The 15,002-nt window shown below is 63.5% G+C and carries 15 protein-coding genes and 1 pseudogene; 3 read left to right on the forward strand and 13 right to left on the reverse strand.

The genetic code is table 11. The features are described from left to right. The first annotated feature begins 115 nt into the window (after nt 1-115). From M3436_13950 to amt, 3 genes are all read left to right on the forward strand, one after another. Complete coding sequence (locus M3436_13950) at nt 116-376, forward strand: hypothetical protein (protein ID MDQ3565186.1); 261 nt, start codon at nt 116-118, stop codon at nt 374-376. Between the two features lie 145 nt (nt 377-521). Next, nucleotides 522-950 (forward strand): hypothetical protein, encoded by a 429-nt coding sequence (locus M3436_13955; GenBank protein ID MDQ3565187.1) that lies wholly within the window; start codon nt 522-524, stop codon nt 948-950. Between the two features lie 25 nt (nt 951-975). After that, complete coding sequence (gene amt, locus M3436_13960; GenBank protein ID MDQ3565188.1) at nt 976-2,451, forward strand: ammonium transporter; 1,476 nt, start codon at nt 976-978, stop codon at nt 2,449-2,451. 44 nt (nt 2,452-2,495) lie between these two features. On the opposite strand, the gene M3436_13965 is transcribed toward amt, so the two are convergent. From M3436_13965 to M3436_14025, 13 genes and pseudogenes are all read right to left on the reverse strand, one after another. Continuing rightward, on the reverse strand, nt 2,496-3,521 hold the full coding sequence (locus M3436_13965) for a hypothetical protein (protein ID MDQ3565189.1): 1,026 nt from the start codon (nt 3,519-3,521) through the stop codon (nt 2,496-2,498). Then, nucleotides 3,518-4,141 (reverse strand): urease accessory protein UreG, encoded by a 624-nt coding sequence (ureG, locus tag M3436_13970; protein ID MDQ3565190.1) that lies wholly within the window; start codon nt 4,139-4,141, stop codon nt 3,518-3,520. The genes M3436_13965 and ureG overlap by 4 nt, the downstream gene beginning before the upstream one ends. A 14-nt stretch (nt 4,142-4,155) precedes the next feature. Continuing rightward, a complete protein-coding gene (locus M3436_13975; GenBank protein MDQ3565191.1) occupies nt 4,156-4,830 on the reverse strand; it encodes an urease accessory protein UreF in 675 nt (224 codons plus the stop codon). An 8-nt stretch (nt 4,831-4,838) separates the two neighbouring features. Further along, nucleotides 4,839-5,291, reverse strand: coding sequence for an urease accessory protein UreE (gene ureE, locus M3436_13980; protein ID MDQ3565192.1), 453 nt, complete (start codon nt 5,289-5,291; stop codon nt 4,839-4,841). Between the two features lie 330 nt (nt 5,292-5,621). Further along, nucleotides 5,622-7,325: an urease subunit alpha gene (gene ureC, locus M3436_13985; protein MDQ3565193.1), complete on the reverse strand. Its 1,704-nt coding sequence runs from the start codon at nt 7,323-7,325 to the stop codon at nt 5,622-5,624. After that, nucleotides 7,322-7,639: an urease subunit beta gene (locus M3436_13990; GenBank protein MDQ3565194.1), complete on the reverse strand. Its 318-nt coding sequence runs from the start codon at nt 7,637-7,639 to the stop codon at nt 7,322-7,324. The genes ureC and M3436_13990 overlap by 4 nt, the downstream gene beginning before the upstream one ends. A gap of 11 nt (nt 7,640-7,650) precedes the next feature. Beyond that, nucleotides 7,651-7,953, reverse strand: a complete 303-nt coding sequence (ureA, locus tag M3436_13995) for an urease subunit gamma (protein MDQ3565195.1) — start codon at nt 7,951-7,953, stop codon at nt 7,651-7,653. 96 nt (nt 7,954-8,049) lie between these two features. Next, entirely contained in the window at nt 8,050-9,891 is a 1,842-nt protein-coding gene (locus tag M3436_14000; GenBank protein MDQ3565196.1) for a PD-(D/E)XK nuclease family protein, read from the reverse strand. Continuing rightward, a complete protein-coding gene (locus M3436_14005; GenBank protein ID MDQ3565197.1) occupies nt 9,884-11,938 on the reverse strand; it encodes a hypothetical protein in 2,055 nt (684 codons plus the stop codon). The genes M3436_14000 and M3436_14005 overlap by 8 nt, the downstream gene beginning before the upstream one ends. Next, nucleotides 11,935-12,831 (reverse strand): hypothetical protein, encoded by an 897-nt coding sequence (locus tag M3436_14010; protein MDQ3565198.1) that lies wholly within the window; start codon nt 12,829-12,831, stop codon nt 11,935-11,937. Before M3436_14010 ends, M3436_14005 begins: the two co-directional genes overlap by 4 nt. Nucleotides 12,832-12,939: 108 nt before the next feature. Then, nucleotides 12,940-13,692 (reverse strand): urease accessory protein UreD, encoded by a 753-nt coding sequence (locus M3436_14015; GenBank protein ID MDQ3565199.1) that lies wholly within the window; start codon nt 13,690-13,692, stop codon nt 12,940-12,942. 459 nt (nt 13,693-14,151) lie between these two features. Further along, nucleotides 14,152-14,502 carry a DUF2442 domain-containing protein gene (locus tag M3436_14020; protein ID MDQ3565200.1) on the reverse strand — a complete coding sequence of 117 codons (351 nt, stop codon included), beginning with the start codon at nt 14,500-14,502 and terminating at the stop codon, nt 14,152-14,154. Then, nucleotides 14,483-14,717 (reverse strand): annotated as a pseudogene (locus tag M3436_14025) (DUF4160 domain-containing protein). Before M3436_14025 ends, M3436_14020 begins: the two are co-directional and overlap by 20 nt. Nucleotides 14,718-15,002 lie beyond the last annotated feature (285 nt).

The raw sequence follows: 15,002 nt of genomic DNA on the forward strand, positions 1-15,002 counted from the left end.
ATCCAAACCTGTGCGAATCCAGTAGAAACCGCACCAATCGGGTTCGTTTCTTTATTGCAACAGGGCACGGATCTGTTGCAAATGCGTTACACCCTCGCACCCGGTTAATAAGCAAGTGCGGTTCCGTCGCGGCTTTCTCGTCTCGGGATCGGTCATGCCTTCTTGCACCAACACCAGCTTGGTCCCCAAGATGTTGCGCGGGACGATGAGATCGCTGGGTGACGACCAGATCGTAGGGGCCGTTCCGCCCTTCGCGGTCCAGGGCAAGTCGATGCGTCTCCATATATTTTATCGTTCGCTGCAAGAATTGACCGCCCATGACCGTAAAGTCGAGCAGCCCGGCACGGCAAACCAGTTTTTTGAAGCCACACAGTAGTAGGGCGTAAAGTAGGCCTCGAATTGCGACAACTGCCGCGCGACCTGATGCACCATCCGCGTCTGGTTTATCGATCCACAAATGTATAATGCCCGCATCAGCCCGATTGTCTCAGATCAAAGTCAAGAGTAAGTACTGACACCCCATGACGGATGCCAATGAGACCGCGTGGGCGATGACGCCGCCGAGCCGCGGGCAGCGCGTGCTCATGCCGCTGCTGTCGCTCGCCCTGTTTTTGGCCGCGAGCTCGGCCATCTATCACCTTCTGCAAGAGCTGAATGTCGACAGCATGCTCGCCGAGTTGCGGCAGCTTTCCTCCGGGCAATTGGGGCTCGCATTGTTACTGACGGCCGCGAGCTACACGGTGCTCATTGGTTATGACTGGATCCCTTCCTCGCAGTCTATTCTATCGCGACGCTCGCGGCATGGTGAGCCATGTGCCGGGCGGGCTCGGCGTCTTCGAGAGCATCTTGCTCCTGAGCTTTCATGGCTTGATTTCGACCGGATCCCTCGCGGCGGCGCTGTTGCTCTACCGCGCCGTCTATCACTTGCTCCCGCTCTGGTCCGGCCATGATCACTGGGCCGAAGGAGAATTGAGAATGACGTCAAGCACGCGCGCCGGATTGCTGGTGCTGCTCCTAAGCATCGTGGCGTTGCCGATGGCGGTGATGGCCGAGGCGATGCCGCCGGCGGACCCCCAGGCAAGCGCGACGCCGGCGGCGCCGGACGCCGGGCTACCCGCTCAATCCCCCTTGGAGGAAACCGCTCCGGCGCTGCCAGAGACCTCCGCAACCGCGCCGGAAAAAATCCTGGCCCTCCCAACCGCCCCCGGCTTGAACTCGGGCGATACTGCCTGGATGCTCACGGCGACGGCGCTGGTCTTGTTCATAACCATGCCGGGGCTGTCATTGTTTTACGCCGGAATGGTGCGGGCTAAGAACGTGCTCTCGGTCATGATGCAGTGTTTCGCCATTACCTCCCTGGTGACGATCCTGTGGATGCTGTGGGGGTACAGCCTGGCCTTCGATACCACCGGGATGCAGGACGGGGTAATCAATCTCCGCTCCTTTATCGGGAGCCTGAACAAGGCCCTCCTGAATGGCGTCGGGCGGGACAGCCTGCGCCTGAGCGTCCCCGAGACTGTTTTCATGACCTTCCAAATGAGCTTCGCCATCCTTACCCCGGCGCTCATGGTCGGTGCCTTCGCCGAGCGTATGAAGTTTTCGGCCATGCTCTGGTTCACGGGCCTTTGGCTCACGCTCGTCTATTGCCCGATCGCCCACATGGTCTGGAGCGGCGCCGGATCGCTCATAGGATCGCACTGGGGCGCGCTTGACTTCGCCGGCGGCACGGTGGTCCACATCAACGCCGGGGTCGCGGGGCTCATCGCCGCGGTCGTGCTGGGAAAACGCAAGGGCTACCCGGAGAAACCCATGCCACCACACGATCTCACGATCACGGTCGCGGGCGCATCCATGCTCTGGGTGGGCTGGTTCGGGTTCAATGCCGGCAGCGCCGGGGCCGCCGACGGTGTCGCCGGGATGGCAATGGCCGTCGTGCAGATAGCAGCCGCGAGCGCGGCCTTGGCCTGGATGTTCAGTGAATGGGCGGCCCATGGCAAACCGAGCGTGCTCGGCATCGCCACCGGTGCGGTCGCGGGGTTGGTGGCGATCACCCCCGCCGCGGGATCGGCCGGACCCCTCGGGGCATTGTTGATCGGGGCCACGGCCGGCGTGGCGTGTTTCCTGGCGTCCACCCGCCTCAAGCGCTGGCTAGGCTATGACGATTCGCTCGATGCCTTCGGCGTGCACGCCATCGGCGGCACGGTCGGCGCCTTACTCGCCGGCGTATGCGCCGGCAGCCTGGGCGGGATCGGACTCGCCGCGGGCATGACTATCGGCGGGCAAGTGGCGGCGCAGCTCAAGGCCGTCGCGTTCACCTGTGTTTACACGGCGATCTTGAGCTACCTCATCCTCAAGGTGGTCGATGCGATGGTCGGCTTGCGGGTCAACGAACAGGCGGAGCTGCAAGGCCTCGATATCGCCTTGCATGATGAACGCGGATATCAGCAGTAGCCCGTCAGCGCCCGGACAACTCGAGGGCGGCAGACTCGATAACTTCAATGCCGCCGGTCGGGCCCGAACTCCAGGATGACGGTATTCCCCGGGTTTATAATCTTCACCTGTTTGCGGCCCTCGTTGCCGGTGCTTGGCTTAGCCGTGACCGGGCTGCTCTTTGGAGGAGCGCTGACGGTCGCCGGCAAAGGCTCCGGAGCCGGAACAGCAGGGTCTTGCGAGGGCGCGGAATTTGAGCCTGAGGCTTGCGGAAGTGCATTTTCCGATTTCAAGGAGGTATCCTCATCGATGTCTGGCGCTGGCGCAGGTTCTACCGTCTCCGGGGTATTTTCTTCGGCCGGGGCGATCTCGACCCGGACGGCAGGTACGGGGTCTGCGGGGCTTGAGGGTTCGCTCTTCGCCACCTTCCGGGCAACGCCGAGCTCGGCCAGTAACTTATCGCAGACCGCGCGAATGTCCCCGGCTAGCGCCTCGACGCCCTTCGCCGGGCCGGCCTCCTGCGGTACCCACCTATCGTCGCGGCCGGGCGCCGGCTTGTCCTCACGGAGGCTCGCTTCCTCGCGAGCGCTCCGGGTGTTTACCAAGGCACAGGAGATCGGGATAAGTTCGACGCGCTGAAAGTTTTGCGCGCGCGGATCGGAATCCCCAAAGCTCATTGAAAATCCCGCGGGCGTGCTGCCCGTCCGCAGGGGATGAACCGTGGCCGCCAGCAAATGGCCATACGCACTCACGACGCTGGTGTACTTTTCTTCGATCAATTCGCGGATCTCCCGTTCCGATAGGCCAAGGTCCCATGGATCGCTCACAGCGTACCCGGCGCGAACCAGATCCTCCTTGACCTCGCGCGTAAGGGCCTTGAGCGGGTCCTCGCCGGCTCGGAATCCACCCGCCGCGTCGCGAACGATGAACAGCATCTTATCGATGGGTCCCCGCGCGCCTTGCGTGGAGTCTATCTTGATCGCGGACGGCGCGGCGCAGCCGATGAGCGTGGTTAGGAAAATCACCAAAAGCGCGTGTCGCAGACCCTGGTAATTCGGTGAAGATAGCGATGGTGAATTTTTTCGCGTCATGCCAATAACCCCTCGCGCACGATAAAATCCCGGATCGCCCCGAGACCCTCGCCGGTTTTCAGATTGGAAAACACAAAGGGCCGCTCGCCGCGCATCTTGCGGGCGTCCCGCTCCATGACCTCGAGGGAAGCACCCACATGAGGCGCGAGGTCGATCTTGTTAATCACCAAGAGATCGGAGCGCGTGATCCCGGGTCCGCCCTTGCGCGGGATCTTGTCGCCCGCGGCGACGTCGATCACATAGATCATGAGATCGGCCAGCTCTGGGCTGAAGGTCGCGCTCAGGTTGTCGCCGCCGCTTTCGACGAAAATCATGTCGAGCTCCGGGAAACGCGTAATCAGCTCATCGACGGCAACAAGGTTGATCGAGGCGTCCTCGCGGATCGCGGTATGCGGGCATCCGCCGGTCTCCACGCCTACGATCCGATCGGCCGTCAGCGCCTGACTGCGGATCAGAAACTGCTGGTCTTCCTTGGTGTAAATATCGTTGGTGACCACGGCGATCCGGTACTCGTCGCGCATCGATTTACACAGCGCATCGACGAGCGCTGTCTTCCCCGAGCCGACGGGCCCGCCGATGCCGATACGCAAGATCTGTTTTCTGTCCTTCGTGTGCTCCATCGCCGTGGCCTCGTTTATGAACGGAACAGCCTCGTATATTGCCCCTCATGCAGGGCGCTCGCGATGCCCACCCCCGGGGCGACGCCCCCGATGGCGTCATCGCCGAGCGCGAGCCCGGACTGCACCGCCTCCGGGAGCACGTCCGCGAGCCGCGACAATATTCGCTGTCCGGCCGTCTGTCCCAAGGGGATGAGCTTTACCGCCGCCGCGACTTGGTTTTCGCTCCATATCCAGGCATAGGCTTGCGCGGCCTCCGTTAATTCAATATCCCAGCGTTCCGCGCCGAGGGCAAACAGGGTAGCGAAACTCGGGCGTTCGGCAACTTGCCACGCGCCGGCGTCTTCGATCCCGAGATCGATCAGCAGCCGGGCCAAGGCGCCACCGAGGTATTGGTCCTCGGCGAGCAACTCGGCGGACTCGCGGGTGGCGAGCAGGAAAGAATTCCAGTAGGCGAGGGTGCCTACATCGTCTTCTTGCCAGGCGCGGTAGAGCCGCGCGAACACGGGGACATCGAGGCTTTCGAAGACCTGTGTCAATTGTCCCTCGATCCATGACGCGGCGTCGATTTTGTTACCTACCCAGCCCGCGCTCACGGCGTACTCCAGCCCGCGCGAATATGCATAGGCCCCGATCGGCAACGCGGGGCTGATGAGTTGCCAAAGCCGTAGCCGAGCCCTAGCCGTGCTCATGCGTCCCGTCACCTGGCTCCCCCGGGATGGCGATGGCCGCCGTCGTGATAAGCGCCGGCCTCCGGCTCGAAGGGCTGCTCTTCCCGGACCGTACGTAACCCGAGAGAGGCGACCATCCCGTCTAATACATGATCCGCCCGATAGCGGACCCAGCCCGCGCCGATTTCCAGGGCGATATGGCGATTGCCCAGGTGATAGGCGGCGCGGGCGAGCAGATGCGGATCGACGCTATACGCGCTGGTGACGGGCTCGGCCAGCGCGCGGACTTCGACCACGCGCCCGTCCTCGGCACGCAAGCGATCGCCCGCGCGAAGCATGGTTCCGTGCGGGAGACTCACACCCGCCTCCTCCCCGGAATCGAGCCTGATCCGCTGGCGGCTCTTTTGCCGCTGCTCGAAGGACAAGGTCAGCGTCGCGTCGGCCTTGGCCGGCGTCTGCAGCCGTTCAGTGATCCGCATCATCGCCGCGATCAAAAATAGCAGGATCGGACCACGCTCATCGACGCAAGATAAGCAATCCAAAGCCACATTTCAAACGGTTTGATTGGTGAGCAGCATGCCGATAGGTGTCACGTCTGTAGCCGGACCACTCGCGCCCTCCGGGCGCGGGTCTTGGCGAGGTCGATCGCGTTTCGCGTAGCGGTACTCTGGGTCAATATGTCCAGGCGAGGCGGCACCGCACCCCTAGAGAGCCGCTTGCCGCAGGCAGTGCCCCTGTATGAGCAGGCGCGGGCTCGGGGCCGGGAGCCGAAGTGCGGGTGAGGCGGGCCGCTTGCGCAAACCACGCCATGCTCAAAACAAGAAATAGCGCTGCGCCAGCGGCAGGACCGTGGCAGGTTCGCAGGTCAATAAAACACCGTCGGCGCGCACTTCGTAAGTCTGCGGATCCACGTCGATCTTCGGCTGATAGTCATTCAAACGCATCTCCGACTTGCCGATGCGCCGGGTATCGCGCACGGCGACGAGCTGTTTTTGGAGACCAACCTTTTCCTTGATTCCGGCCTCCAATGCGGTTTGTGAAACAAAGCTCAAGCAGGTCTTGGCCAGCGCGCCGCCGAAGGCCGCGAACATCGGTCGATAGTGCACCGGCTGGGGCGTGGGGATAGAGGCGTTGGGATCGCCCATGGCCGCCGCCACGATCATCCCGCCCTTGATGACTATGGACGGTTTGGCCCCGAAGAAGGCCGGCTTCCATAGCACCAGATCGGCCAGCTTCCCGGCCTCGACGGAACCGACCTCGCGGGCCAGGCCGTGGGTGATCGCGGGGTTGATCGTGTACTTGGCCACATAGCGTTTCGCCCGCAGGTTGTCGTTACGATCGGAGTCGCCCGCGAGCGGCCCTCGCTGCAGCTTCATCTTGTGCGCCGTCTGCCAAGTGCGGGTGATGACCTCGCCCACCCGTCCCATCGCCTGGGAATCCGAGGACAGCATCGAGAAGGCGCCGAGGTCGTGCAGGATATCCTCGGCGGCAATGGTCTCGCGCCGGATGCGGGATTCCGCGAAGGCGACATCTTCGGGGATCTTGGAGTCCAGGTGATGGCAGACCATCAACATGTCGAGATGCTCGTCGATGGTGTTGACGGTATAGGGCCGCGTCGGGTTGGTGCTGGAGGGAAGGACGTTCGACTCGCCGCAGACCCGGATGATGTCGGGGGCGTGTCCGCCGCCCGCGCCTTCGGTGTGATAGGTATGGATGGCCCGGCCCTTGAACGCGGCGATGGTATCCTCGACGAACCCGGATTCGTTCAAGGTGTCGGTATGGATGGCGACCTGCACGTCCAGCTCGTCGGCGACGCTCAGACACACGTCGATGGCGGCTGGCGTCGTGCCCCAGTCCTCATGGAGCTTGAGCCCCATGGCGCCGGCGATGATTTGCTCGCGTAGCGGCTCAGGTTGGCTGGCGTTGCCCTTGCCGAGAAAACCGAGATTCATCGGCAGCCCGTCGGCCGCGAGCAGCATGTGATGGATATTCCACGGTCCCGGCGTGCAGGTGGTCGCGTTGGTACCCGCCGCGGGCCCGGTGCCTCCGCCCAGCATGGTGGTCACCCCCGACATGAGCGCGTCTTCGATCTGCTGCGGGCAGATGAAGTGGATGTGGGAATCGATGCCGCCCGCCGTGACGATCATGCCTTCGCCCGCGATGACCTCGGTGCCCGCTCCGATGATGATGCTGACGGCGGGCTGGATATCGGGATTGCCGGCCTTGCCGAGGCCGGCGATATGCCCGTCCTTGATCCCGATGTCGGCCTTGACGATGCCCGTGTAGTCTAGGATGAGCGCGTTGGTGATGACGGTATCGACCGAATCGCGAGCACCGCGCTGGCTCTGGCCCATGCCGTCGCGGATCACCTTGCCGCCGCCGAACTTGACCTCCTCCCCGTAGATCGTGTGGTCCTGTTCCACCTCGATGATCAATTCCGTATCCCCAAGACGGACCCGGTCGCCCACGGTGGGCCCGTACATCTCCGCATAGGCATGGCGGTCGATCGTCGTCATGGTTGTTTCTCCAGCGGTCCCATCACCAGCGCGTTGAACCCGTAGACCTTACGCTCGCCCGCATAGGCGCAAAGCTCGATCGTGCGTTCCTGCCCTGGCTCGAAGCGCACCGCGGTGCCGGCTGGGATGTTAAGCCGAAAACCACGGGCCGCGTCCCGATCGAAACGCAGGGCCCGGTTGGTCTCGTAGAAGTGGTAATGGGAGCCTACCTGGATCGGCCGGTCACCGGTATTGGCGACCTTCAAGGTCCGGGTTTCACGGCCCTCGTTGAGACGGATAGCGCCTGGTTCGATGAACATTTCTCCGGGGATCATCGTGGTTCTCCTCAAACGATCGGGTAATGCACCGTGACCAGTTTGGTGCCGTCGGGAAACGTCGCCTCGACCTGCACCTCCGGGATCATCTCCGAGATCCCGTCCATGACGTCCTCGCGCGCCAGGAGCGTCGTGCCATAGCTCATGAGCTCTGCGACCGTCCTGCCATCGCGCGCGCCCTCGAGTATGGCCGCCGAGAGATAGGCGATCGCCTCCGGATAATTGAGCTTGAGGCCGCGCGCCTTCCTGCGCTCCGCGAGCAGCGCGGCGGTGAAGAGAAGGAGCTTGTCTTTCTCACGTGGTGTCAGTTCCATACGGTTCCCCCACTGCTTGTCACGGCCAATTTTACTCTATAGTCGGGGGGTTCAGCTCGATCCGTCGAGTTGCTCGATGATGAAATGTCGCAATCGCTAAGCTGGAATCGTGACGAGCCGCCGACCTTGCTCGCTCAACTCGCGGCCGGCGCCACTCAACCGTATCAGCTCGAGCTGCAGGAGATAGGGCTCGATCACTGTCTTGATCTCGTCCCGGCCCACAGGGAGGAGCTGTGTCAGCGCCTCCAGGCCGCGCCTCCCGCCTTCGAGGGCACGGAGATACCGGTGGTCGACTTGCCGGAGCCCGTGCTCGTCGACCTGCCACGACTCGCTCGCCATCCGCCGCAGGCCCCCGAGGTCGAGAGGATACATTGAGGCGTCGAAGCGGTGATGCGTGAGCAGCTCCTGGGCACGGACGAGGGTCTCCCTGGGATTGAAGCGGCTCATGTGGGCGAGGCGTAGGAGGAAGTCCGTCTCGACGGGATGGGCCTCGAACACGGGGCGCACGATCTCCGCCACCTCGTCGGCGCTGTACGGAACAAGGTCAACCATGCGAAAACGCGTGAGAAATGCCCCAGGAAGCAGACCCTTGTCGGTGGTCGCGCCCAGGAAGGTCGCATGCCTGAAGTCCCCGACCGCCTTGCTTCCGACGGCACGGCGCTCCTTGGGCTCGAACACGTTGAGAAAAAGGTCGGCGCGCTTGCCCATGAGGTGGATCTCGTCGAGAAAGATTACGACCGGGGGGTAGGCGCGCCGTGGCAGCCCGGAGTCGGTGCCCGCTTCCTCGGCAGATTGGCCGGCCGCCGCGAGGGCGCCGTCGACGAGATCGAGCAGACCGTCGACGTTTTTGATCCGGCTCGCGGGGACATCGACCAGCGGGACACCAAGCGCCCGTGCCACTCGACGTGCGAGCTCCGTCTTGCCTAGGCCGCCGGGACCGCAGAGCATCACGTTCACCGGCATGCTGGGCGGCGTTGCCCGGAAAGCGAGCGTGCATTCGATCTTCAGCCGCCGGACGGCTGCGACGTTGCCGATGTATCCGGCGAACGCCGCCTCGACCTGGGGCGGAAACCCCGAGGGCGGCGTTTGGGCTGCGGGGACCGTGGTTGCCGGTTTCTCCGGCTCCTCCGAGACCTCGATGGGCGCATCTGGAGGCGTCTCCGCTTCCAGCCGAAAAAGCTGCAAGCGTGCGGTCTCGAAGCCCGGGCCCTTCACCTCGTTGACGAGCGCCAAGTAGAGCAGCGTCTGCGCTACTTGAAGTTCCACCTGTCCGTGCTTGCCCAGCTTGTATTCGATGACCTCGGGCCGGCCGGAGGTGCGGTTGACCACGAGCGCGTCGGGCCGGCCGCGGAGCTCGAGCCGCCGCCCTTCCCACACGAGCGTCGCTTTGAGATCGCCTTCGGTGTCCAGAAAGAAGGCCGCAGGAGCGATCTCGCTCTCAGCCCTTGGTCCCAACTGCAGGGCGAGGTCCCGCACCCAGAGCTTGACGCTTTCGACGACCACGTCGATCGATTCGAGCGCATCGGGCTCGCCCAGTTTCCCGGACGCCTGCAGCCAGGGGAGAAGACGTCGCGAAAAGAGCGCGTGCCACAGGCGCGCCGCCCGTTCCTCGGAGTCGTCCAGTTTTTGCACGGCGCGGAAGGTACGCGCGCCCTCGCGGCGGAAGAACCGTGTCGCCTCCTGGAGCGCCTGATGCAGGAGGGTCCCGACGTCACGGAGGGGGACGGGGCCGATGCCCGCTAACGCCGGGGCAGCCCCGGAAACCACCTCCCGATATCGGGGAACTGCGATCGCCAGGAGCTCTTTGGCCTGAGTGATGGAAGGCGATCGGGTGCCGGCACGAGCCGCCTCCGCGAAAAGCGACCGAAAGACGGCTGGTTCGATCCGCCGCCGTAGCTCCGGCCCAATCTCGACGGTCAACAGGGCCGGCCTAAGCATCGACTTCCTCGTTCCAGACCAAGATTTGCACGTCGCTCGGTACTCGGACTTCTTCCGGATAACGAAGAACGAGCCCGTTGAGAGGCGGTAGGAGGAGTGCTGCGCGGAGGTCAGCGGCCGCAAGATCGATTCGATGCCGACGCTTCAGTTGCAGGCGCAGACGCTCCAGCACCAGCCATCGCGAGGATCGAAGGAGGTCCTGGACCACGGCTGAAAGGTCCTCGGGCAGCGGCGGGGGCTCGGGGCGCGGCTCCGGCTCAGGTCCGGCTTCGCGGGAAAGCGAGGCCAGGACGGCTTGCGTGAACGCATGCTGCTGGAACCAGCCCTGGTGCGAAAGCGCGGCCTTGACGTTGTCGGACGTCGGCGCCAGGTCTGTCGGAAGAGTGCCGAAGTTGCCTTCCCGGAACTCGGCCAGCACCTCCCCCAACGCGAACAGGTCCGCAATAGCCGGACGGGGGAGATGGAGGAACTGCTTGTTCTTCCGGAATTCCTCGAGGCGTTGCGTCGTGACTTGTCCCGCGATCGGAACCTTACCGTCGCGCACCAGGATCGTGCCACCCGGCAGGCCGAAGGCACGGCTGAGGAAGCGCGGGAAACTTGGGCCTTGGTGCACGTGATGCGCCAGGATCCGGAGGGTGCGGCCGCCCACCGTCACAATCGTGTCCGTGCCTTGGGAGGGCCCCTCTTGCTCGAATGGTCCGACGCGGGCATCCACGGATCCGAGTCCAGCAGCCAAAGCCGCCAGCTCGACGGCCTCCCTGAGGCGGTCGGCGAGAGAGGCCTTGTCTACACTCATCGTCTCGGGGTCAATCCGCGCGCGACGCTCCTCGAACTCCGACAGCATCCGTGCTTCGAGTGACTCGACCGGGCGTGTTCCGGCCTCGGTACGTTCCTGATAGAGGGCGCACGCGCGAGCTAGCAGCGCGCGTGGGAAGACGGGGGCTCCGGAGACCAGCGAGTCGATATCGCCGTCTCCCAGCGGATAGATCTCGGATGCGATGCCCTGCTCGCCGCGCAGGGTCACGAGCGGCGCCGAGCTGAGCCTTTGCCGGAGCACGGCAGTTTTCTGCGCCGCATCCGCGAGCTGTGTCAATTCCATCACGGGAAGCCGGCCTCCCCCCATCGCCTGGAGTCGCGTTCGCAGAGTTTCGCTCAGGCGCGCGCTCCAGAGCTGGAATTTGTCCTCGATGAGGCCGATCACGACATACCAGTTCTGGCTTTGGTCGATCAACGTGACAAGGAGGCGCTGCAGCTCGTCGATCTGCGCCGCTTCCACCATCAGGTCGAGCTGGTCCAGTACAAGCACGATCGGCGTAGCGGCCGCGTGCGAGAGGTCTCCCATGAGGCGGAGCAGCGCGTCCACCTCCGCGTCTTCGATGGGCTGAGCCTGGCCGATGGCTTGGATCTCCTCGATCATCAGGTTCGTCGAGCCCGAGAGCCAGCGGAATGCGACTTCTCGCGTCTCCGGACGGAAGACGCCGAGCATGCCGCGGAGCAGAGGTGCCTGGTAGCCGCGAGCGACCAGGCGCTGTTCAACCGAACGGAGGTACTCCTCGCGCTCCTCCTCCGAGACATCGCTCCAGACGTCATGGAGCGCGTCTGGGTCGGTTTCTACGAACACCGGGTCGTGGATAAGGAGCAGCCGATAGAGGAGCGCCTCGAGCTGGGAGTAGGGCTTCGGCGCGCTCGCGACGACCCGTGGGTGACGCAAGCCGTACACGATCTTGTCGAGCGTCCAGCGAAAGAGCGCGGCCGGCCGCGTGGGAGGGTTGCTCGCGAAGGCGAAAATGGCCTCGCCCCCGATCTGCCGCCGCAGCCGCGAGAAGAGATGGGACTTTCCGGCCCCACCCTGTCCCACGAGGAAACGCACGCATGTTGGATGCTGCGGGTGTGTCGCCACTGTACGCAAGTCGTGCCGCAGCACCTCGGACACCTCCGCATGGATGCTTTCAACATCAGCGAATCCGGTCGCCTCTTCCGCCCAGATCTCCGACTCGTGGACGGAGTTCCTTAGGAAGGGATTGAGGTAGACGAACTCCTCGTTCACCGGGTCCCTCCAAGCGGCGTCCAGTAATACACGACTCGCCCCTCGGGTGTCCGCTCGGCTGCCTCGAGGTCCTCCTGCGAGAGCCGAGACGGGGAATCGTGCACGGCGAGGGCGACCCGACCCGCCGCAGACAGTTCGTTGAGAAGCCGATGAAACCCTTGGCGATCGGGGACGGCGGCGGCCCGCTTGCAGTAATCGACGTATCGCCGCCACGTACAGGGTATGGGCATCGACTTCAGGCCCTCGCGCCGCGGCAAGTCCTCCGCATAGAACCTGAGAAGCAGGTCCTCGGTGATTCGGCCCGAGTGCACGGGACGGTCGGGACCCGACAGGCGACCGTCCAAGAAGGCCACCAGCAGCTCGAACCGCAGCGGCGGGCGGCGAAGGGCGTTGATCCGCTCCAGGATCGTTCGCAGGCTCCGGATCTGGGCTGCCCCCAGCGCCTCGCTGGGTACCGGGGGCCGAGTGCTGAGCTTCCGAGTCTTTCCCTTCGCAGGTCCTTCGAAAAGTCGCCCTGCCGAGAGGAATCGCCCGATGGCTTCGTCCACGATGTCGCGATAGGCCTTCGGGAGCTTTTGACGGAGCTTTCCTTCGGTCCACTCGCCACCGCCCGCCAAGGCTTGCGCGAGCATGCGTTCGACATACTCCTCCGCGGATCGATGCCAGTATCGAGGGATGGGGTTGCGTGACTGCCTCCCGACCGGATGCTCGAACGCCCGCCCCTCCTGCGCGAATTGCTTGAGAATCGCACTAAGTTTATCGTTCTTCATCGGCACCCCGGCTTTGCGAAGGCGCGTCCCGAGCGTCAGAAGGGGCACGGGACCATCGGTTCGTGCGAGGTGTTCTGCCACAGCGTCAGGAAAGCTCGATTCCTCCGCGCCATTTGTTCGCACGACCACTCTCCCTTCGGTTCGGTTTTTCTCAGCGTGACAGTTAAGGGGCAGGAAATTCTGTCAGTTCCATCATTACCCCCTGGGATCGTCTACCGTAATCATTTGCCCTTAGGTGGACCAGATCCGAGGATAACATGCGGGGCGACCTAGCAGATGGGGTCTGATGGCCGACCAAGCGCTTGTGAAACAACGGCGCGCTGTCTCCCCGTGGCCGGCCAAGCACCGACATAAGAGAACCTCACCTAACAGTGTGGCGCTGAAGAGGACCCCTGGCGCGGGTAGCACCGCCTCGCGGACGGCCTCAAGCAGGACCTGGTTGGCCGGAACCGCTACGAGGGTGCCCACCACCGTGCGGCCCATGAGCCCCCAACGCGCGGACAAAAGACTGCTACCTCCTTCCAGGTGCGCACGTTCGATCATCAACGGTGTGCCTTCACGCCACACCTCGATCCGTTGGCGGCACCAGCCCGCATCGAAGCGCTCATCCGACGCCGGGCGGCCGAGGCACAGGATCTCCCACCCGATAAATGCGGCGCCCCGTTCGACCTCGACACGGGTGGCCGTGAGCGCCTGGCAATGAGCAAATAGTATCGTCTCTTGGGGCAACCATTCCAGCGCCGCTCCCGCCGCGATCTTCAGGTGATATTCCTGGACGGAGGGGGCACGGGCGGAACGGTAGATCTTCGCGGCCGCGGGCGTTGTAAGCAAGGCGCGAGCACCGTCGCCCACGGTGACCTCTATCGTCAGGCGATCACCGCCCACGATGCCGCCCGGCGGGTGGAGCAGGTAGGCATGGCAGACCTCCCCTTCGGGGTAGAAGGGCTTCTGGACCGCGAGAGGCCCGTAATGTCGCCGCGCCATCACGGTGCGTCCGTGGCGGCGCTCGAACCCAAGCTCGATGCGGGCTTCCCAGCCGGCCCCTCCAGCCCCTGATGCGCTTAACCCAGGATCGTCGGGTTCCTGGCTTCCCGAAAATCCGGCCGCAGCATAGCATGCTGGCGCGCGCGCGGTCCTCCCGTTGCGATCAGTAGGAAAGCGAAACATGACTAGGGGGTACTGGACATTTGCCAGGTAAAACCGTCATTCCGGCATGGATTGCCGGAATCCAGCCGCCAGGGAGGGCATCCCCGCGATCTGGATGCCGGCGATTCCTGGCGGCAGGACGAGGATAGTTGCATGGCTCCGTTCACACATTGATTACCTATCTAACGACTCAGGCTCGCAACGTTAGTTTGCGACGGTTGCTCGGTAAGCTCCCATCGAGAGAGCTTCGGCCAGTTCTTGGATGCTCGGAGAGCGTCGCATGCTCTTGTCTGACGGCTAACGTTCGCGCGGCGCTTTTCCGCGCGTCCGAGGTGAGCGCGTTGTTCGGCGCGATAACCGTTTCACCAGCCATGTGCTAAATGAACCTTGGCTTTCACCCGACGGCCGGCCCGCCAATAGACCTTCGACGCTAATGTCCTCGTCGAGATCCTCCCAACGAATGCCTACTCCTCGGCCGATCAGGCGCCAACGCTTCCGCTCAACCGCTGAACCGTGCGACAGCCGCGGATACCATGCGAGTGGAACAGAAATACTTCGCCCGTCGCTAAGGTCTACACAAAGCGTGTCGTCCGACACCATAACGTTTTCGGCGAAGGGGACTTCAATCTCAATGGCCGAAGTACTCATTCCAAGCCTCCATAAGCTCGAACCTATGATAAGTCACCGCCTTCTCAATCCGCGCGATCTCCGCCACTGCTCTGCAACCGAACTGGGTCGAGCCAGAATTTTGCGATCCTATCGTCACGCTCAACGTGGATGTGCTGCGGTTCGTCGCGGTCACCCGCGTAATAGAAGAAGCGATAAGGGCCGGACTTAGTACTGTAGGCACACACTAGCTCCATGTCCAAGTCTCTCGCGCCTAAACGTCCCCGCTTGAGGGGCGCAGCACTTTTTGCCGCGGCCCTTTCGAAGCATTCGTTAGGCAAAGTTGCCTTTAATCGTGGTCTGTCCCCTATGTCCCCCTATGTCCCCTATGTCCCCTATATTATTCGTAATTCGTAATTCGTATAAAGTGGGTATCCACTTCGCGCAAGTGGCCCCAAGATGTAGTATGGGGAGGTGGACGAGGGACATCGGCCTGAACCTGGCGTTGACTACCCGGGGACGTTTCAAGAGTTCGAGGCGTG

Source organism: Pseudomonadota bacterium, assembly GCA_030859565.1.
Lineage (GTDB): Bacteria > Pseudomonadota > Gammaproteobacteria > JACCXJ01 > JACCXJ01 > USCg-Taylor.

Coding starts and splice junctions, on each gene's coding strand:
- M3436_13955 (MDQ3565187.1), top strand. CDS start 522: ATGACGGATGCCAATGAGACCGCGTGGGCGATGACGCCGCCGAGCCGC.
- amt (MDQ3565188.1), top strand. CDS start 976: ATGACGTCAAGCACGCGCGCCGGATTGCTGGTGCTGCTCCTAAGCATC.
- M3436_13965 (MDQ3565189.1), bottom strand. CDS start 3,521: ATGACGCGAAAAAATTCACCATCGCTATCTTCACCGAATTACCAGGGT.
- ureG (MDQ3565190.1), bottom strand. CDS start 4,141: ATGGAGCACACGAAGGACAGAAAACAGATCTTGCGTATCGGCATCGGC.
- M3436_13975 (MDQ3565191.1), bottom strand. CDS start 4,830: ATGAGCACGGCTAGGGCTCGGCTACGGCTTTGGCAACTCATCAGCCCC.
- ureE (MDQ3565192.1), bottom strand. CDS start 5,291: ATGATGCGGATCACTGAACGGCTGCAGACGCCGGCCAAGGCCGACGCG.
- ureC (MDQ3565193.1), bottom strand. CDS start 7,325: ATGACGACGATCGACCGCCATGCCTATGCGGAGATGTACGGGCCCACC.
- M3436_13990 (MDQ3565194.1), bottom strand. CDS start 7,639: ATGATCCCCGGAGAAATGTTCATCGAACCAGGCGCTATCCGTCTCAAC.
- ureA (MDQ3565195.1), bottom strand. CDS start 7,953: ATGGAACTGACACCACGTGAGAAAGACAAGCTCCTTCTCTTCACCGCC.
- M3436_14000 (MDQ3565196.1), bottom strand. CDS start 9,891: ATGCTTAGGCCGGCCCTGTTGACCGTCGAGATTGGGCCGGAGCTACGG.
- M3436_14015 (MDQ3565199.1), bottom strand. CDS start 13,692: ATGGCGCGGCGACATTACGGGCCTCTCGCGGTCCAGAAGCCCTTCTAC.
- M3436_14020 (MDQ3565200.1), bottom strand. CDS start 14,502: ATGAGTACTTCGGCCATTGAGATTGAAGTCCCCTTCGCCGAAAACGTT.